The following is a 19,183-nucleotide window of genomic DNA, read 5'->3' as shown; positions in this document are numbered from 1 at the left end:
CTCGTGAGTCAGCGTGTTAAATAATAGCAAAATGCCTAATCACTTAGCTTTTATAACTTTTAGCAACTATAACAGAGATTTACTATAAAAGGAGAGAAGTCGTATTACAGGAGCCAGCCCGTGAGTAGGACGCGGAAGCTTTGCTCGGTTTTTACTTATTCTTAAATGGATGTAAGCCATTAGAATAACGCAGGAGCAGTTGTCGAGCCCACTAGTTTACAAATGTCGCGCCGCGATTAAATCCTTCTTAGATTGAACAAATTAAACCACCAAAGGTAAACATGCCCTAGATACTCATTACAAACCATTTTGTTGTTAAGCACTTTATTTAATACGTACTTAAACAACAAAACGATTTATACCAATGCGCTTAATTGTAAGGGTAAATTAGACTCATTAAATTGTTTAACTCGTTATACAAATTAGTATTTATTTTATTGCCAGTACTTTGCAAATAATAAAGGGTAGCTTTGTTTTAAAAACTTAGGTTTGTCTTTAAAACGTTTACCTTTAGGTTCATCACTGCCAGATGGGATAAACGGTAATTCGTCTTCGCTGCGTTCTTCAAATAATAAACCGGCTATTAAATCATACTCATCAATATACGGATAAGGCTGCTCGTTTAAGTAATAAATAGGTGTACACTGCGCTATCGAATCAGCATTTTCTAAGGCGTTTTCGAATACTGTTTTACCACGAGAAATTAACCAACATCTAAATTCGCTAAAACCGTAATCGTCGTTACATCCCGCCATTACAAAAGCGGCACCAAACAAATCCCAGGTAAAACACTTGCGCATATGTATGCCAAAATGCTTATCAAAATCAATAAGGTGTTGATCGCTTAAATCATTAAGTTTAGTTTTTAGGTTATCGCTCACACTTTGCGGATCGAGCCCTAAATCAGGCGTTGTTACTAATTCCCAAAAAGCCTGTTCTGTTAACGCTGCCATTATAAAATCTCTTTTACTCGGCCAACTTGACCATCTTCTAAACGTACTTTAATGCCGTGTGGGTGATTGGGTGATTTTGTTAAAAGACGCTCAACAACACCCTCAGTTAATGTGCAGCTGCGTTGATCTTCTTTTAATACAATATTTACTGTGGTACCTGGTGAAATTTGCGAACGCGTAGGAACAGCCATAATTTAAACCCTAAAAATAATTTATCTAATTATAACGTCCATGTGCTATCAAACCAACAAAAGCTCTGTTAATTGGCGGAAAATGAAATCTGTGCTGGTTTTGCGTTCAACTTAATACTAGTAAGCTCTTTGAGTATTATATTTGTTAATTCGTTAAGTTGCGGTTTTGCACTTTCAAGGGCTATATCATCATTAAAATAGCATTGTACTTTTAACGTATTGGCCTCATTATTTAAATCAATGGTATGCGTTAGATAATCAAAACCAATTACGCTTTCTTTTATTGCTTCGCATGCATTAGTAAGTGCTAGTCTAATGTGCTTATCGCGCTGCTTTTGAGTTTTAGTCATAATATAAAGGTTACTTATTTAGTTTCTGCTTGTTGCTGTTTTTTAAATTCTTCGTAGTTAGAATCTTGTTTATCTAAGCATTCGTAATATTCTTTGTCAGCTTTATAGTTACACTCATCAAGGCGCGCCGATTGAACTTCATGAAAACGCGCATCAGAGCTACAACCTGCTAAAACACATAATCCAACAATAAGTAATGCGCTACTTTTTAGTTTATTGATAAACATTAAATTTCCTTACACTTTCTATATCGAAAAAGCGTTAAATTATTACAATATTATTGTATATTAGCGCCATAAAATCTTAATTTCCAAAGGATCTATTTCTATGATGTCGCAGTTACAAAAGTTGTTTCAGCGTATAGACAAAAGCAAGATATTTCAATCATTTGTTATAGCTGTAATTATTGTTTCTGCCCTGACAGTAGGTGCGCACACTTACTCACTACATCCTACTGTAGAGCTTGCTCTAAATTGGATGGACGTTGGCATTACCGCATTCTTTTTAATTGAGCTAGTAATCCGCTTTATTGCAAGTAAAGGCATAAAACACTTTTTTTCTAAAGGATGGAACATATTCGACACCATCATAGTATTGGGCAGTTTATATCCTGCTGCTGGCTCTACTATGTTAATTGCTCGTCTACTTCGCATATTTAGAGTACTGCGATTGGTATCGATGATCCCAGAGCTGCGCTTATTAGTTAATTCATTGCTTAAAGCCATTCCACAAATGGGTTATATAGCCCTATTAATGTTTGTTATTTTTTATATATACGCTGCGATGGGCAGCATGATGTTTGCTGAAATAAACCCCGTACTTTGGCAAGATGTTTCAATCTCCATGCTTACTCTGTTTAGGGTGGCAACATTTGAAGATTGGACCGACATAATGTATGAAACAATGGCGGTCTACGAACTAAGCTGGATTTATTACCTTACGTTTATATTTTTAACCGCATTTGTATTTTTAAATATGATGGTAGGTGCCATTTTAGAGGTAATGAGTGAGGAGCACCGCAAAGCGCGAGAAGAGCTCGCAGACGACAGCTCTTTACCTGCAACGCAAGGGCAAGTAAACGAACTACAATCCCAAATTGCTGAGCTTAAAGAACTATTGAGTAACCGCAAAAACTAATCTGAGAAGAGTACTAAAGCACCCACTTAAAGTTTAAAAAGTGGGTGCAATTCAAAGATCTAATTGAAATAGAATTACCAAAGAGCTTTAATTTTCCTCATTATCAGGTTTTTCATCCGTATCTTCAAAAGAAATAACGTTATCCACTTTCATTTTAAACGCATCAAAAAATGCGTTTTCTAATACCGAAATCACAGCTTGAAAAGTCGAAACATCCGTATTATCTAATTGCCCCTCTATAGGAATACGTGCAGCAACAAGTTTAGACTCATCGTTTTCGAGTATAGAGCCCAGTAAATCAACACTGCCTTCAAATATGGCCGTAAATATTCCATCGTCATCTTTTTCTATATCTTCGCGCCACGAGAACACACTCAAGTTTTGAACGCCCGCTTTTACATAACCATTTAAGTTATTGTCTTTAGCCACAAGTTCCATAGCGCCATCAATGCCACCCGCTTCAATATCAAAAGGCGTGTATACCTTAAATACAGTATCGAGGTTTTTAACAGAGAAACGCTGTACCTCTGCGTTAAAATCAAAATTGGCTTGTTTGCTAAAGGGATCTAATTTGCCATCAAACTTTAATGCGGCCTCCCCCATTAATGCACCTTCTACGCTTAGAGTAGTCACTAGTGTTTTTGATAGGTTTTGCGCGTTGGTTATATTTTCAATTCGAGCGTTGATATTTGATATAAAAGTTGGTTTTTCACCACTATTCGTTGAGTTAACTAAAGTTAACTTGCCTTGCTCAATTGTTAAGGTATCAATAGAAAACAGTACTAAATTATTGGCGAGACCTACCCAAGTAGTTTCGTCTTTTACTTGTTTATTTTGCTCAGAAGCATTGGGGTCTTTATCGTAAATAACTATTTTAGGACGCGCAAACGCCATATTTGTTACTAAATTCCCTTTTAAAAGGGCTGACCACGCAAGTGAAAAATCGAGAGTTTGAATACTCAGTAAAGGCTTAGGAGCTGAAGTTGCATCAACAGCGTAAATTTCAACGTCGTCAATCGCGTAAGCACCGCGATATAAAAACAAATCTACGTCACCAACATGCCCAGTAACACCTTGTGTGTGTTTTAGCTGATAATTTACGTAGTGCTGAACTACATAAGGCGCGGCTATTCGCGTTAATATAAGTAACACAATCAGCGCTATTACACCTTTAAGGTATTTGTCGTGAAATATTTTGGATGAAAAATGCATTGTAATTTCCTTTACTAAAAACGAGGGCCTTTTGACCTTTCAGGATTAAATTTTTCTATATAAAGGGCTGCGTATGTTTAATATTTATTTTTATAAAGCACTTATGAAGATAGCCACACAACATAAACTCTGCTTTACCTAAAATCTAAACGTACAGTTACAAATTTAACCTAGAAGAATAAATAAGCCCTAGCTGGATTCTTTAATTGAGCACATAAATAAACGTGTAAAAATTACTAATAATTGTAATTTAAATACCTGTTAGGAATAAAATTATAAACAAAGCAAAGCCATATAAGCTTAAAGCTCTAGACAACAGTTATTACAGCAAGGGATATACCACTATTCAAATACACAACTTAAGAAATGATTGCATACATATCTATTTACAATTTAGCTAACTAATAACCGGCGTTAGGTCGAATAAACCGCTTTCATCTACTAAAGTAAAATTAACGCAAACAAGAATAAAAATACATGAATCCTATTTTTTATATATTAGTTACCCTCTTTTTCACCAGTATTATTTGGTCTGTCATATTTTTAATGTCGTGGTATACGTTAGGTAAAAAGCAATATGCCATGCTTTGGACAATCGCATTTGCATTATCTGCATGCCAATGGGCAACAATGTTGGCAGAACCATTATTTAACTCACACACATTATATTGGATGTTAGGAAGTAGCTTCTCTGTAAGTTCAGTACTGCTAGGTACGTGGGGGCATTGCATTAGGGTAAACTCGGGTATAAAAATTCGCTATTTAATTATCTCAGCAATAGTTACTCTTGCTGCTGTCTATTATTTTACAGCCATATATGTGCATGTTGGCTTATTTATGTCTTTGTATGTGTATTATGATGTGATTTTACTTGTACTCAATGCAGTTATTATTTTCAGGCATAAACAAAAATCACTTCCTGCCGAAATAGGCGCTAGTATTACTTATACGCTATGTGGATTACTTTTATTTGTTGCAGCAAGCATAGCGTTACTGCAAGGCAGCCAAGTAAATGAAGAATATATAGCGCTGTATACATTAATTAATTTTATTACTGTCCCTACTGCACATGTAGGCATGGCCGTATTTATAATATTTATGATGGCATCAGATTTAGCTGAAAAAATGAACCATCTTGCAATGAGCGACGAACTTACAGGCTGCTTAAATAGGCGTGGATTCTATAATAAAAGCCAAGAGCAACTAAAGGATAAACTTAATAATTATAACTACGTCAGCTTAATTTATTGGGATATAGATAAATTTAAAAAAATAAACGATGAATTTGGACATGCCGGTGGTGATTTAGTTTTAGTAGAAGCTACAAAAATAATGCAAAACTGCATAAACCCATGTGATTTATTTGGCCGCATTGGCGGCGAAGAATTTGCTTTATTAATAGCAAGAAACGACGAATCGTCAGCTAAAGATCTTCCCGAAAAACTAAGAAGTGTACTGGCCAGTAACCCAATTCATTTTAACGATAAAGTAATTAATGTAACGGCAAGTTTTGGCGTAATAAATATTAAATGTAATAAAACGACAATTGAGAGTGCAATAAATGAAGCAGACAAAGCACTCTACCATGCCAAGAATGAAGGGCGTAATCAGGTGGCTCATGTGAACACATTAAGTTAATAAAAGTTCATTATTACTAGGGGTATTGACCTTTAGCGACTGATTTTTCAGTAGCAGGATTATGTACAAAGCATGATGAAAACGCTAAGCAAAACGCACGGCACTGTTGGATCATCCCTACATAAACAAACTTTGTGAAAAAAGTCAGCGCTCTAACTAATAAGTTTAAGCGCGTCGGCAAATCTAACTGGTTTACTGAATATGAAACCTTGATACTTATCAATTTGTAAGCTTTGTAATAACGTTAACTGAGCTGGGCTTTCTACGCCCTCCGCTATTACTTGGCAACCTATCATATGCGACATATTAGTTACCGCAGAAACAATACTTTTATCTTTTGAGCATTCACAAATGTTATCAATATAAGATTTATCTATTTTAATGTAATCAACTGACAGCTCTTTTAAAACTGAAATAGAAGAAAACCCGGTACCAAAGTCATCAATAGAGATACGTACACCGGTATTTTTTATGGCCGTGATCACTTTTGACAAATACGGTAAATTTTTAATCATGACTGTTTCTGTTATTTCTAAATGCACATTGTATGGTTTAACTGCGTATCTATTTAAAAGCGCAACTAAAAACTCTAAAAAATTATGGTTTTCTAGTTGCAACACAGACACATTAATCGACAATCCAATATTACTATTCACCGCATTTAACTTACTTAAACTCGCAATGGCTTGCTCTAGTACAAATTCACCTAATATATTAATTTTTCCATATCGCTCTGCAATATCTATAAATTCTGAAGGGGGAATAAATTCATCATTAAACTGCCAACGAAGTAATACTTCAAACGTGGTTATTTCATTTGTGCTTATATCAACAATGGGTTGATAACAAAGATGAAAGTCACCTTTTTCTACGCACTCTTTAATTGAGCTACGAAGTACTTCTTCTCTTTTAAGCGATTCATGCATTCGCTCGTCAAATACCGATATTTCGTTACGGCTTTTCTTACCTTCATACATAGCAACATCAGCGTATTTAATCGCGTCTTCAAGATTAAAATTTTCACGCGTAAAATAAAGCCCAACTTTAAAAGAAGGGTTTACTTGATAGCTATCCATACTCACTGTTTTTGTTAATGTTTTAACTAATCGAAAAACACAGTCAAAAAGTTCGTCTTCGGTGTTATTACGGGAATAAAAAATAAACTCATCCCCACCCCATCTACACGCAATAAAATCGCCTTGAGTTTGTGTTTCAACTAATCGTTTACCTGTTTGGGCCAGCACAAAATCACCAAAATCGTGACCGTATTTATCGTTGATGATTTTAAAATCATCCATATCTAGAAATAAAACGGCTTTAATATCATCATCTTGATTGGCTAAATCAAGTTCAACATTAGAAACAAAACTACCACGGTTAAATAACTTAGTGAGGTTATCTTTTTGCTCTAAAAGGATTATTTGCTCGGTGCGAAGTTGCACTTCATTTTCTAAGTTTTCAATGAATTGATCTAATTTAAGTTCATTATTAATTGATAATTTTACATCTTTTGCAGTACGTACAGCAGTGACAAAGCATAAAATAAACCATAAAACGAGCCCTAAAATACCTAGTACATTCTCATCTTCAATAGGCTGTAAAAGTAATAAAATACTAAAAGGAACCAATAAACAGGTTATATACGACAATGAAGAGCGAATATCAGAGGCTAAAACATTTACACCGCCACCAGCAAGGGAGCTAAAAACAACGAGTGATATAAACTTCTCCTGCATTTGCATTTTTTCATAAAACAAAATAGGAAAAGCAGCCCATGTTAAAGCCGTTAATAATAAACCTATAAAATACAGGTGATATTTAAAAGCATGGGTGTTGTTAACAAATACATGGCTCGCTATTCGAAGTAATGAAATAAATGATAACGTAAAAAGCCAGTAAAGTTTTTCTTGCGAGGCGCTGTGGTTAATACTACTAAAAATAAGAAAACAAGAAACAACCGTGTTTATAGCAATTGCAGAACTAAAATAGGAGCTAACAAATGCTAATCGCTTATTGGCAAAGTTATTTATGTGAGAGGTCATTAATGTTACTTGAATAGGCTGTTGCTCAATGTAAACAGTTTACTTAAGTTCAATAATAAACAACAGTGAACATTCATAAAAAAGTATTATTTGAGCCTCTTAAGCAGTTTTATAAGCCATTAAACTAAAAAGGGCTGGCAAATTGCCAACCCCTTTTTGTTAATGTTGATTACTTATCACTCACCATCAACAATTATGCGTAGCATACGACGAAGTGGCTCTGCCGCTCCCCATAAAAGCTGATCGCCTACTGTAAATGCGCTAATGTATTTTGGCCCCATCGCTAATTTACGAATACGGCCAACAGGGATACTTAAAGTGCCTGTGACTTTAACGGGTGTTAAATCTGTTGCGCTAATTTCGCGCTCGTTTGGAATTACCTTAACCCACTCGTTATGTGAGGCTAAAATTTCTTCAATTTTTTCTACGCTAATATCTTCACGTAACTTAATGGTCATCGCTTGTGAATGACAACGCATAGCGCCAATACGTACACATAAACCATCAATTGGCACCGGTTGCTTAGAAGAACCTAAAATTTTATTGGCTTCTACTTGCGCTTTCCACTCTTCTTTAGACTGACCGCTTGGCATAGGTACGTCAATCCACGGGATTAAACTGCCCGCTAATGGCACACCAAATTGGTCTTGTGGTAAGTCTTTTGAAGCCATTGTTTCACTTACTATTTTATCAATTTCTAAAATAGCAGAGCTTGGGTTATCTAGTTTATCTGCAACACTTGCATGAATAGCGCCCATTTGTGCAATAAGCTCTTTCATATTTCGTGCACCAGCGCCCGACGCCGCTTGGTAAGTCATTGGGCTTACCCACTCAATTAGGTCTTGCTCAAACAAACCACCTAATGCAAGTAGCATAAGCGATACAGTACAGTTACCGCCCACAAAGGTTTTAACGCCTTGCTCTAAGCCTTGTTCAATAACATCTTTATTTACAGGGTCAAGTACAATAATGCTGTCATCAACCATACGAAGTGCAGATGCCGCATCAATCCAGTAACCATCCCAACCCGACTCTCGAAGTTTTGGATATACCGCATTGGTGTAATCGCCGCCTTGGCACGTAACAATAATATCCATTTTAGCAAGTTCGCTAATGTCACTTGCATCTAGTAATGGTTTTGCGTCGCCTGCTATATCTGGGCCTAGTTGACCCGCTTGTGAGGTGGTGAAAAAGGTGGTGTCGATATGGGCAAAATCACTTTGCTGCTGCATACGTTCTAATAACACAGAGCCAACCATGCCACGCCAACCGACTAATCCTACTTTTTTCATTGTTTGTTCCACTGTTTGATTCATAAAAGATGCCTTAATACATTAAAAATTAAATTCATTGCGTGAGATTTAATTTTCATTAACGCTAAACTAACACTCGTAGACGGCTAAAACTAGCGAATAAAACAGAACTTAAATATTTTTCATACTGAGCATAAACACAAAAAAGCTCTGTATTAAAATACAGAGCTAATAGATAGTGAAGTTTACTATTTCATTCCTTGAGTTTTATTTTAAATAAAGCTTAAAACTCATAGCTATAACTTAAACTAAACTCAGTGCCGGTGTCTTGTCCCCAAAGGGTAAGACCTTCTTGTTCAATTTCTTTTTCTTGGCCAAGCATATTCTTAACCTTAAAATTAACTTTAGAGTTAAAGTTAGGGAAGTAAGAATAAACTAGATCAACTGAGTGAAAGGACTTTTCTTCTGCATCTTCATTACCACGTGTACCAGGTACAATTATACGAGGACCAAACACATTATAAATTAATGAAGTAGAATGAAATCCATCATCCGAGTCATAGCCCATTTGTAAGTTTGCAACCCACTCAGAATGACCAACTAAACGACGCTCATTGTTAGTTACAATATTCGATACCGTATCGGCCTCAAGGGCTTCTTTAAGCTGTGTTTCAAACAGTGAGTCAACACCGTCCGAGTCATTAATCCCCAAATTAACACTTGAGTCAGATAGCGTAACGTTGCCTGACAAAAATGCTGAAGACCAATCTTTATTTATAAAGCCAAAGTCAGTTAAAAAATCAACTTCAATACCCGACAATTTACCCGACTGAGCATTTGCTGTTAATAACTGTGGAGATGCACCGCCTACGCCCGCAAGCTCAACCATTTCAATTGGGTTTTCAATGTCTTTATAAAACAATGCAACAGAAAGGTTATTACCTGATGGCATATACCATTCAAACCTAAAATCTACATTTTTTAAATTAGAACTTTGTAAACTAGGTGATCCTCTCACTAGAAACTCAGTTAACGGGTCAACAAAGAAAGAAGAGCTTACATCACGTAGATCAGGGCGAATGGTTGTTTCACTTAAATTTAAGCGAAATTGCATTTCTTCATCCATGATGTACGTAACAGCTAAAGAAGGAAAAAAGTTATCTTCATTAATAGCTATATCTTGGATTTCTTGTAACGTATTTTCAAAGAAATTCGTATGCGCTTCATAACCGACTGATACTTGCGAAAAATCTTCCCATCGAACGCCACCAGTAAAACGCCAAGTGTTCTGATAGAAGTAATCGGCCATAAAATAATAAGCATCTAATTTATGCGCTGCACTGTACTTATCACCATCAGTGGTGCCGTCATCAAAAATACCTGAGCCAGTTGCACTTGCATAAAAAGCGTCATTCGCCGTGTTTTCATCAGCAAAAATATCGCTTACGTTAGAGCCAAACGAGTACTCATCGCTTATACCACGGTGCGTAATGCCAAACTTCACATTACTTGCATCACGTTTTTTCTCTGAAAAATCACCGCCTATTTTTAACTCAAGCTCATAGCCGTCACCATAAAAAGGCATACCCATATTCCAACCAAATGTTTCAACATCGTCGTGTAATACTTGATACTCACGGGTGATATTTGTTGCAGCTACATCTTGCAGTTGTTCAGATTCAAGCACGCCATCAACTAAGTTTTGCTGATAAACAACATCTAAACCACCAGGTGCATTACGGTTTGCTCGACTTAAACCGCCATACCAATCAAAAAATAAATTATTTAGCTCTGCAAAGTTGTGCGTCCCCTTAAGCTGAGTCGAAAACATTTCGCGCTCTTCGTACGTAATATCTACTCGGCGTAATTCGGTGACACCTTCTTCAGTTTCATTTGCATCAAAGTAATCGCGGTTACGTACGCGGTCACTCATGTCATGAAGTGCAATATTAGTAAGCTCAAACTTATGGTTTGAATTTAACTCATATCCTAAATTTAATGTGCCGCTCCAACGTACATTTTGCTCAGTCGATGTACCATCGTAATACTGGGCAAAACATTTGTCTTCACAGCCTAAGCTACCAAGGCTTGAGCCGCTTTGCTCTTGAACTACTTCCCACTCGTTATCGTAAGATACGGCTGCAAGCACACCAAAAGTACCGACCTCACTTTCAAATCTATCACCTAAGGCAATAGAGAAGTTCATAGCAGGGTCAACATCCTTTTCTGAAATACCTACATCCCAATCAAGCGATTGAATCAGGTTTTTACGCTCAGCTAACGTAGTGTTTATATTGCCCTCAAGACCAGCATCACTGGTAAGCGCAGTAGTAAACACATCCGATAATGCTCGCGAACCATCATCTCGACCCATCCAGTCATCATCACCGCCACTGTAAAAGTAACCGGTATCGCTATTAGAAGTATTGTACGATGTACCCACTTGTACTTTTAATAAAAAGTCAGAAGGAATTGATTTAGTGCGAATATTTACATTACCACCACCAAAATGAGCTGGCATATCCGGTGAAAATGACTTCTGTACACTCAAGCTTTCAATAATTTCAGATGGAAATAAATCCAAAGGAACCACTGAGCGAGTAGGATCAGGACTTGGTACATACATGCTATTTAGCTGAGTACTAGAATAGCGTTCACCTAAACCACGCACATAAATAAATTTGCCATCGACTAACGTTAAACCAGTAACACGGCGAAGTGCAGAGGCAGCATCGCCATCACCAGTACGTGATATTTGGTCTGCACCCATAATATCAGCAACAAACGCTTGGTTTTGACGTTCTTGCAGTACAGCACCCGCACTGCCCTTTAATCGTTGCCCTACAGCAACAACTTCTTCTATTTCTTGCTCTTCTACTTGCTGCTCAGCAGCCGTCGCTGTATTTACTGATAAACCAAGTAACGCAGCCATTACAGCGTAGTTTAACTTTGATAAAGCAAGTGTAGAGGGTTTAAAAGATTTCATTTTTATACTCCGAAACAAAACAAGACATTAGCCGAGCTTTCGCTCGGCTATAATGTGGTTTGGGTTAAAGGCCTACTTTTACCCAACCTGCTGTCCAGTCTGTTTGTGCATCCATCGCACCAATGTAATCTACAGAATCAAAGTAACTATCTAAGCTTGATGAATCAAAGCCATTACCAAGTAATAACGACTCAGCAGTTGGCATATAGCCATTATCTGCAAGCCCAAGGTCAGCGGCTACTTGAACTGAATTGCCTGTTTGTCCTAAGAACCAAGATTCAACATTACCTGTACCAATTGCTTGCGTACCAAAGTTGTTAGCGGTTTCACACGCAACAATTGAGTGAGTAACAGTTAATGTACCGTCCTCTGCTCGCGGCGCTGAATCAGAGCCTACTCGTAAACAGTTTGAATAGTCTGCACCACCTGTAACCACTACGTTTTTAAGCATACCCGCAGTACCTGCACGTAAGCGGATACCATTTACACCCACATTACCAATAATTGTTACGTTAGAGATAGTTGGCATTGTTAGTGGCGTTGCACTTGAATCAAACTCAGAGTTATCAGCTTCAATTGCATTGTCGCCCTCAGAGTCTGATTGTTTAATCAGTACATATTGCGCTTTACCCGTCCAACCGAATGACCAATCAAGTGAATCATCACCTATGCTTGTTAAAACAAGGTGACTAATATTTGCAGTACCACCAAAAAATTCAACACCATCGTCTAGATTTTCATGAACGTGAATGTAATCTAGTTCAGTCTGACGACCAACACCCGCAAGTGTAATACCGTTAAGCTCATCGCCATTACCGAGCGTTTTGCCCGCTTGTTTAACTGCAACATACTTTAGCGTACCTGAATTATCTTCAGGGTCATTACCACCGAACTGGCCTGCGTCACCTTCAGCAGACACACCACAGTTTGCAAGTTCATCTGCGGTAGCTTCACCTTCTTGGTCGCCACATGAGTTAGCAGGTGCATTACCCAATAATACTAAACCGCCCCATTGACCAATCGTAGTTTCGCCGCCCGTCATATCTTGGATTGACGTCATAGTAATTGGTTGATTTACACTGCCTACTGCTTCAATTTTAGAACCACGGCGAACAACTAAGAAGTCATCACCCGACTCACCAATTAACGTTGTACCAAACTGAACATAAAGTGTTGTGTTGTCAGCGCGGTCATTACCAACGGCTGTACGTCCTTTTAAAATCCAATGCGCATCGTTAGTCAGTGTTACATCAGATGTAAATACAACATCAGAGTTTAATTGATATACAGGTTTGTCTGTAATTGTAGGAAAGCTAGCAGAAACATCTGTTGCAAGTCCTTGTGCTAATGCATTAGCAATATCGTCAGGAAAGCTTGGTGTAATAGCAACTGTCCAACCATCCATCCAATTATTATCGCCATCGAATGCGCCGATGTAATCTGTTTTGGTAAAGAACGAGTCAAGCTCTGATGAATCCCCACCAGCACCTAATAAAGGTGAACCCGATTTTGGTGTGAAGCCGTCTGTCGCTAAATTAAGTGCTGAAGCCGTAAGCGTTAAGTTGCCCGTTTGACCTTCAAACCAAGACTGCACATTGCCACTACCAATTGCTTGTGAACCAAAGTTATTATCTTCGCTACATGCAACTGCTGAGTTTTCGATAGACAACTCACCCGATTCTGCATTAGCAGCAGAGTCTGAGCCTACACGTAAACAGTTTGAGTAACCTTCAGGGCCCGTTATAACAACATTTCGTAGCACACCTGCAGTACCAGCACGTAAACGAACACCGTTAGTACCATCAGCACCAACAATTGTTACGTTAGAAATAAGCGGTTTAGTCAATGGTGTCGCATTTGAATCGAATTCTGAGTTATCAGCTTCTATTGCGTTATCACCCTCAACTGAACTTTGTTGAATATAGATATTTTGTGCACGACCCGACCAACCAAATGACCAATCGAATGCATCGTCGCCAATATCAGTTAGTACAATGTTACGAACATTAACTGTGCCACCAAAAAACTCAACACCATCATCTAGGTTTTGGTGAATTTGAATGTATTCAACTTTCGTTTGTGAACCAACACCTGCAAATGAGATACCGTTAAGTTCATCGCCATTACCCAGCGTTTTACCTGCATGTTTAACAACAATATAACGAAGAACACCTGAGTTATCATCGCTAATATCACCACCAAACTGACCAGCGTCACCTTCAGCTGATACACCACAGTTAGCTAATTCTTCAGCTGTCGTTTCACCGGTTTGATCGCCACACGAGTTAGCAGGTGCATTACCTAATAATACTAAGCCGCCCCATTGACCAATCGTTGTTTCAGCGCCTGTTACATCTTGAATAGATGTCATAGTGATTGGCGCAGTTGCATTACCATTGGCATTAATTTGTGAACCACGACGTACAACTAAAAAGTCATCACCTGTTTCACCAATTAGCGTTGTACCCGCTTGAACATATAATATAGTTGCATCTGCACGGTCATTTCCAACTGCAGTACGACCATTTAAAATCCAATGTGCATCGTTAGTAAGCGTTACATCTGCTGTGAACGTTGTATCTTCAGTTAAACGGTATACTGGTTTATCTGTAATTGCTGGAAATTCACTAGAAACATCTGATGCTAAGCCTTGTGCAAGCGCGTTATCAATATCAGTAGGGAAGCCGCCATTAATACCGACAGTCCAACCTTCCATCCAGTTAGTTGATCCATCAAAAGCACCAATTTGACCATTTGCGATAAGCGGTGAACCAGCAAGTGGCGTGTAACCGTCATCAGCAAGCATAAGCTCTGCTGGCGTAAGTACTTGGTTACCATCTTGTCCTTCAAACCAAGATTGTACATCGCCACCGTTAATTACTTCACTACCAAAATTATTTGCCGTTGTTTGACACGCCACAATAGAGTTTACAATCGTTAGTGTGCCATCTTCAGCGCGAGGAACTGAATCAGACCCTACACGTAAACAGTTTTCGTAAGTAGCAGGACCCGTTACAAATACATTTTTAAGAGCGCCCGCAGTACCAGCGCGTAGACGAATACCATTATTACCTTCTGCACCGACGATTGTTACGTTAGAAATAGTAGGCAGTGTTAATGGCGTGGCGCTTGAATCAAACTCAGAGTTATCCGCTTCAATAGCGTTATCGCCTACGTTAGCGGCTTGTTGAATGTAAACATTAGTAGCCGAACCCGTCCAACCAAAAGACCAATCTAGTGAATCATCACCAATGTTAGTCAGCACTACATTACTTACATTAACCGTACCACCAAAAAACTCGATACCGTCATCCAGGTTTTCATGAACCTGGATATAGTCAACTGTAGTTGCAGAGCCAACACCGGCAAATGTAATACCATTTAACTCATCACCATTACCAAGCGTTTTACCTGCTTGCTTAACAAGTACATATTTTAGAGTACCTGAATTATCATCACTGATATTTCCACCGAACTGACCTGCATCACCTTCAGCTGACACACCACAGTTAGCAAGTTCGTCTGCTGTTGCTTCACCTTGTTGGTCTCCACATGAATTTGCAGGTGCATTACCAAGTAATACCAAACCACCCCATTGGCCAATTGCTGTCTCGCTACCCGTAACATCTTGAATTGATGTCATCGTAATTGGCTGGCTTGCAGTGCCTACTGATTCAATTTGTGAACCTCGACGCACAACTAAAAAGTCATCACCTGACTCACCAATAATCGTTGTACCTTGCTGAATATAAAGCGTTGTACTATCTGCACGGTCATTACCCACAGCAGTACGACCACTCACAATCCAATGTGCATCATTAGTTAATGAAACATCAGCAATCAATGTTGTATCAGCACTTAAGCGATACACTGGTTTATCTGTTATTGCTGGAAATTCACTTGAGACATCCGTTGCTAAGCCTTGAACAAGTGCATTGTCGATATCAGCAGGAAAACCCGTAGTTCCATTTTGAGAATCATCACGCGATGATGTTTCATCTAATGTATCACTGCCACCTTCAACAACATTAGTAACTGTGTCGCCTTCATTTATTGTTGTGTCGCCTTCAGATACTACTAAGTCACCACCACAACCCGCTAATGATATTGCAGTTGCAATCAAACTTACTTTGAATAAGTCAGATAATTTCATTGTTCACTCCGTTAAAGTATTTAATTATTTTGTTAAGTGCTTTAAATAAACTCAAGTCACCTTAAAACATTAAGTAATGCTTTAAGGTCACTTGAGTTATCAGCAGCGCCTACCTTACGGTAGCTATATGACATTACAGTTACACTTTAATAAACATAAGATGACAAAGTTATTTGCATAAAATTCAAGTAGTTAATTTATTAAAAACATAAAAAAACCACACTAAAAATAGTGTGGTTTGGATTTGCGATTATGAAATTATTTTTAAACGTTATTACTAAAGCTTAAAGCAGTGCCGTTCTTAATGTTTCTGCATGCACTTTCTCGCGCTTTACATATTTAATCCATTGTTGTGCTAAACGCTGTGATTTTTTATGTTTTTCTGCCTGTTCAAACGCTAAAATTGATGCATCAAAATTTTGTAAGTTGTACTGAGCCATACCCAAGGCAACAAATGCATTTGATTCAAAATCAAGTGAGCCTTTATCAAGTGCTTTACGCGCTGCGTCGGCCGCTTCCTCGTATTGCTCAGTGTTAACGTAAACTTCAGCTAGGCGTTGGTCATACTTACCACTGGATGATAAATCAGCTGCTTTTACAAAGTATTCTATTGATTTTTCGTCTTCTTTTGCTTGGATCATCGCCTCAGCTATAAAGGCATAGTTTTTAGCGTTTTGCTCTGCGACACCTTCTTTAATCGCTTTACTCATTACAACGCCTGCTTTGTAAGCCAAACCGTTATATAAATACACTTGCGCTAATTGGCGTAGATCAGATTTAGACGTTAAAAAACCTTGCTGGTAAGCTGCTTCAATAATGGCTAGCTGCTTTTTTTCTTGCCCAGTTTCGCCATACATACCCGATAACTGTACCCAGTACTCAGGTTTGTTATAAAGCTTAACCATACGCTCAAGTACTTCAACTACTTTGTCAGCTTGATTAAGCGAGTAATACATTGCACGCTGAAGTACTAACCAGTTTTCCTTAGGAATTTTACCTTCGCTATCACTTAAGGAGATAACTTGGGAGATATACTCAAGCCCTTTTTTATAATCCTTTAACTGATAGTATGTTTGAGCCCTTAGCAAGTAATAGCCTTCTGTTTTAGGCTTAGTGTTAATACTGTCCCAGTCATCTAAAAATGCGATAACTTTAGTGTAATCACTATTAGCCATAGCTAGTTGCGCCAAACTAAACGTGGTGCTTAAACGAAGCGACTCGGGAATGGCCTCCTCTGCTACGACTTTTTCAAACGAAGCTATCGCTTTGGGTAAATCGTTTTCGTTGTAATAAATAAATCCATAAAAATTATGCATCATTGCAACTTCGTACGAATTCATGCTCGAGGCTCGTTCTTTAATGCTATCGAGCGCTTCAAGTCCGCCTTTTACATCGCCATCATCAGCAAGCTTTTGGGCACGAGCCAGTTGACTATAAACCTTTTCACGTAGCGCTGGGACACGTTTTGTTTTTTGCTCTTGCTCTGCATATGCTGTAGCTACATTTAACCCTGGTATTAGGCTTAGGGCACTTGGTGCAACAATACTTGTACTTATTGCAGCAGTACAAAATAGTGTTAATTTTAAAAATTTAGCTGTAGGTAGTAATTTCATAATCGCCTCGCATTTCTGTCCGTTTACTCGTGGTTAATTACTAAATTAACCGCTAATTTGGAAAGATATTTTGTTCTGAACACCCGCAACTTCAACGGCTTCACCATTTACTACGCGCGGTTTATATTTAAATTTAAGGGCTGCATCCATCGCCGCTCTATCAAAGAGAGACTCAGGCTCTGCTTTAATCACTTGTGGGTCTCGCACCGTACCTTGCTTAGTTACTGTAAATTCAACAATAACGTAGCCTTCAATGCCACGTGATAATGCGCGACGAGGATAAACAGGCGCCACTTTAACAATAGGTAAATACTCACCATCACTTGTTTCAAGCGCTAAACCACCGGCTAAATTTACATCCGCATCCACATTGGCTCCAAAGTCGAAGTTATTAGCGTTCGAAGTCGCGTCGCTATTTTGCATTTGCGGCGATTCCATTGGCGGAGGTGGCTCTTTAGGCGTTGGTGGTTTTTGTGGTTTGCGTTCTTTTTTTTGCACGCTTTCTTCTTTTTTAAGCCTTACAAAATCAAGTACATTACCCTTGGCGGGTTCACTCATTACACCTTCGCCACCAGTAATAAGTGCCTGCATGCCTAAAAACAACATAAAGGTCACTACACCGGCTATTACTAATGCTACTAAATAACGCATTGCCTGCCCTTATGCTTCTTGAGCCGCAATCGACACATCAAACACACCTGCTGCGCGTGCTGCATCCATTACTTTTATTAAAGTATCGGTTGTTGATTTTTTGTCAGCTTGAATAACAACACTACCTTGCGGGTTTTCAGCTTTTAAACGCTCAATATTGGCCTGCACTGCACGTATATCAATTTGACGTTTGTTAATCCAAATTTCACCCGTGTCAGAAATCGCCACTAATATGTTTGCACGTTCTTTTTTAACAGCTGTTGCTGCTTCAGGGCGGTTTACGTCAATACCCGATTCTTTTACAAACGACGCTGTAACAATAAAGAAAATAAGCATGATAAATACAACATCTAACATAGGTGTCATGTTTATTTCTTCAGCTTCGTCTTCTTGCATTAAATTACCTAAAGGGGCTCTCATTTTTTATTCTCCTAGGATGAACGGCTTTAAATGGGCCGCTTATCAAAATTTTGCTTAATGGTCTAAAACCATGCTGTCTTGTAGTAGCTCTACTTCTCGCTTGGCTTTGCGTTGTAAATACGTTGATGCAAATACACCCGATAACGCACCTACCATACCCGCCATTGTTGGAATAGTTGCTTTAGATACACCCGATGCCATTGAGCGCGCACTGCCTGTGCCTGTAATTGCCATCACATCAAATACTTCAATCATTCCTGTTACTGTGCCCAATAAGCCAAGTAACGGGCATAACGCAACCATTACGTTAATAAGCGGTAAATTAGTATTTAGGCGCATACTTGCACGCGAGATCATCGCTTGACGAATTTGCTCTGCATTCCAGCTGTTACGCTCACAGCGAGAACTCCATGTGCTTTTAGCGTCTTTTTTATAACCACGAAAACCATTAAAAAAATAAATAAATCGCTCGAGTATCAATAACCACATCGCGAAGATTAACACCCCAATGACCAAGAGAACTTGGCCACCAGTGTCGAGAAAATCACGGATAGCATTGATTGAGTCAATCAATAGCACCATGG

At 38.5% G+C, this 19,183-nt stretch carries 15 protein-coding genes; 2 read left to right on the top strand and 13 right to left on the bottom strand.

Features of this window, described 5'->3' with window-relative positions:
- Positions 1 to 434: 434 nt before the first annotated feature.
- The 4 genes from I6E80_RS07355 to I6E80_RS07340 all read right to left on the bottom strand — a co-directional run bounded on the left by I6E80_RS07355 (position 435) and on the right by I6E80_RS07340 (position 1,721).
- Positions 435 to 953, bottom strand: coding sequence for a DUF4240 domain-containing protein (locus tag I6E80_RS07355; RefSeq protein WP_197185217.1), 519 nt, complete (start codon positions 951 to 953; stop codon positions 435 to 437).
- Positions 953 to 1,144, bottom strand: coding sequence for a YwbE family protein (locus tag I6E80_RS07350; RefSeq protein WP_197185216.1), 192 nt, complete (start codon positions 1,142 to 1,144; stop codon positions 953 to 955). Before I6E80_RS07350 ends, I6E80_RS07355 begins: the two co-directional genes overlap by 1 nt.
- A 68-nt stretch (positions 1,145 to 1,212) precedes the next feature.
- Positions 1,213 to 1,494, bottom strand: a complete 282-nt coding sequence (locus tag I6E80_RS07345) for a hypothetical protein (RefSeq protein ID WP_076924672.1) — start codon at positions 1,492 to 1,494, stop codon at positions 1,213 to 1,215.
- Between the two features lie 14 nt (positions 1,495 to 1,508).
- A complete protein-coding gene (locus I6E80_RS07340) occupies positions 1,509 to 1,721 on the bottom strand; it encodes a hypothetical protein (RefSeq protein ID WP_007583226.1) in 213 nt (70 codons plus the stop codon).
- Between the two features lie 100 nt (positions 1,722 to 1,821).
- Between I6E80_RS07340 and I6E80_RS07335 the strand changes: the two genes are divergently transcribed.
- Positions 1,822 to 2,631, top strand: a complete 810-nt coding sequence (locus tag I6E80_RS07335; protein WP_007583228.1) for an ion transporter — start codon at positions 1,822 to 1,824, stop codon at positions 2,629 to 2,631.
- Between the two features lie 87 nt (positions 2,632 to 2,718).
- Here I6E80_RS07335 and I6E80_RS07330 read toward each other — a convergent pair whose 3' ends face one another.
- The gene (locus I6E80_RS07330) at positions 2,719 to 3,843 is read right to left on the bottom strand and encodes a DUF748 domain-containing protein (RefSeq protein WP_197185215.1); all 1,125 of its coding nucleotides are present in this window, start codon (positions 3,841 to 3,843) and stop codon (positions 2,719 to 2,721) included.
- 477 nt (positions 3,844 to 4,320) lie between these two features.
- Between I6E80_RS07330 and I6E80_RS07325 the strand changes: the two genes are divergently transcribed.
- Entirely contained in the window at positions 4,321 to 5,481 is a 1,161-nt protein-coding gene (locus I6E80_RS07325) for a GGDEF domain-containing protein (RefSeq protein WP_197185214.1), read from the top strand.
- A gap of 152 nt (positions 5,482 to 5,633) precedes the next feature.
- Here I6E80_RS07325 and I6E80_RS07320 read toward each other — a convergent pair whose 3' ends face one another.
- The 8 genes from I6E80_RS07320 to I6E80_RS07285 form a co-directional block, all read right to left on the bottom strand.
- A complete protein-coding gene (locus I6E80_RS07320; protein ID WP_197185213.1) occupies positions 5,634 to 7,523 on the bottom strand; it encodes a bifunctional diguanylate cyclase/phosphodiesterase in 1,890 nt (629 codons plus the stop codon).
- A 176-nt stretch (positions 7,524 to 7,699) separates the two neighbouring features.
- Positions 7,700 to 8,839: an aspartate-semialdehyde dehydrogenase gene (asd, locus tag I6E80_RS07315; RefSeq protein WP_170071483.1), complete on the bottom strand. Its 1,140-nt coding sequence runs from the start codon at positions 8,837 to 8,839 to the stop codon at positions 7,700 to 7,702.
- Positions 8,840 to 9,059: 220 nt separating this feature from the next.
- Positions 9,060 to 11,762, bottom strand: a complete 2,703-nt coding sequence (locus tag I6E80_RS07310; RefSeq protein WP_197185212.1) for a TonB-dependent receptor — start codon at positions 11,760 to 11,762, stop codon at positions 9,060 to 9,062.
- A gap of 64 nt (positions 11,763 to 11,826) precedes the next feature.
- On the bottom strand, positions 11,827 to 15,915 hold the full coding sequence (locus tag I6E80_RS07305) for a hypothetical protein (protein WP_197185211.1): 4,089 nt from the start codon (positions 15,913 to 15,915) through the stop codon (positions 11,827 to 11,829).
- A 284-nt stretch (positions 15,916 to 16,199) separates the two neighbouring features.
- Entirely contained in the window at positions 16,200 to 17,528 is a 1,329-nt protein-coding gene (locus tag I6E80_RS07300) for a lipopolysaccharide assembly protein LapB (RefSeq protein WP_121954671.1), read from the bottom strand.
- A 45-nt stretch (positions 17,529 to 17,573) separates the two neighbouring features.
- A complete protein-coding gene (locus tag I6E80_RS07295) occupies positions 17,574 to 18,179 on the bottom strand; it encodes an energy transducer TonB (protein WP_197185210.1) in 606 nt (201 codons plus the stop codon).
- Between the two features lie 9 nt (positions 18,180 to 18,188).
- A complete protein-coding gene (locus I6E80_RS07290; RefSeq protein ID WP_024591042.1) occupies positions 18,189 to 18,599 on the bottom strand; it encodes a biopolymer transporter ExbD in 411 nt (136 codons plus the stop codon).
- A 54-nt stretch (positions 18,600 to 18,653) separates the two neighbouring features.
- Positions 18,654 to 19,181, bottom strand: coding sequence for a MotA/TolQ/ExbB proton channel family protein (locus tag I6E80_RS07285; RefSeq protein ID WP_024591043.1), 528 nt, complete (start codon positions 19,179 to 19,181; stop codon positions 18,654 to 18,656).
- Positions 19,182 to 19,183 lie beyond the last annotated feature (2 nt).

It is taken from the genome of Pseudoalteromonas sp. NSLLW218, from assembly GCF_015864775.1.
Taxonomy (GTDB): Bacteria; Pseudomonadota; Gammaproteobacteria; order Enterobacterales; family Alteromonadaceae; genus Pseudoalteromonas.
This window is presented reverse-complemented; position numbering and strand designations above follow the sequence as displayed.

Bases quoted from the DNA above. Each gene is read 5' to 3' on its own strand.
- I6E80_RS07325 (WP_197185214.1), top strand. From the start codon at position 4,321: ATGAATCCTATTTTTTATATATTAGTTACCCTCTTTTTCACCAGTATT.
- I6E80_RS07340 (WP_007583226.1), bottom strand. From the start codon at position 1,721: ATGTTTATCAATAAACTAAAAAGTAGCGCATTACTTATTGTTGGATTA.
- I6E80_RS07310 (WP_197185212.1), bottom strand. From the start codon at position 11,762: ATGAAATCTTTTAAACCCTCTACACTTGCTTTATCAAAGTTAAACTAC.
- I6E80_RS07285 (WP_024591043.1), bottom strand. From the start codon at position 19,181: ATGGTGCTATTGATTGACTCAATCAATGCTATCCGTGATTTTCTCGAC.
- I6E80_RS07345 (WP_076924672.1), bottom strand. From the start codon at position 1,494: ATGACTAAAACTCAAAAGCAGCGCGATAAGCACATTAGACTAGCACTT.
- I6E80_RS07335 (WP_007583228.1), top strand. From the start codon at position 1,822: ATGATGTCGCAGTTACAAAAGTTGTTTCAGCGTATAGACAAAAGCAAG.
- I6E80_RS07300 (WP_121954671.1), bottom strand. From the start codon at position 17,528: ATGAAATTACTACCTACAGCTAAATTTTTAAAATTAACACTATTTTGT.
- I6E80_RS07355 (WP_197185217.1), bottom strand. From the start codon at position 953: ATGGCAGCGTTAACAGAACAGGCTTTTTGGGAATTAGTAACAACGCCT.
- I6E80_RS07290 (WP_024591042.1), bottom strand. From the start codon at position 18,599: ATGAGAGCCCCTTTAGGTAATTTAATGCAAGAAGACGAAGCTGAAGAA.
- I6E80_RS07330 (WP_197185215.1), bottom strand. From the start codon at position 3,843: ATGCATTTTTCATCCAAAATATTTCACGACAAATACCTTAAAGGTGTA.
- I6E80_RS07295 (WP_197185210.1), bottom strand. From the start codon at position 18,179: ATGCGTTATTTAGTAGCATTAGTAATAGCCGGTGTAGTGACCTTTATG.
- asd (WP_170071483.1), bottom strand. From the start codon at position 8,839: ATGAATCAAACAGTGGAACAAACAATGAAAAAAGTAGGATTAGTCGGT.
- I6E80_RS07305 (WP_197185211.1), bottom strand. From the start codon at position 15,915: ATGAAATTATCTGACTTATTCAAAGTAAGTTTGATTGCAACTGCAATA.
- I6E80_RS07320 (WP_197185213.1), bottom strand. From the start codon at position 7,523: ATGACCTCTCACATAAATAACTTTGCCAATAAGCGATTAGCATTTGTT.
- I6E80_RS07350 (WP_197185216.1), bottom strand. From the start codon at position 1,144: ATGGCTGTTCCTACGCGTTCGCAAATTTCACCAGGTACCACAGTAAAT.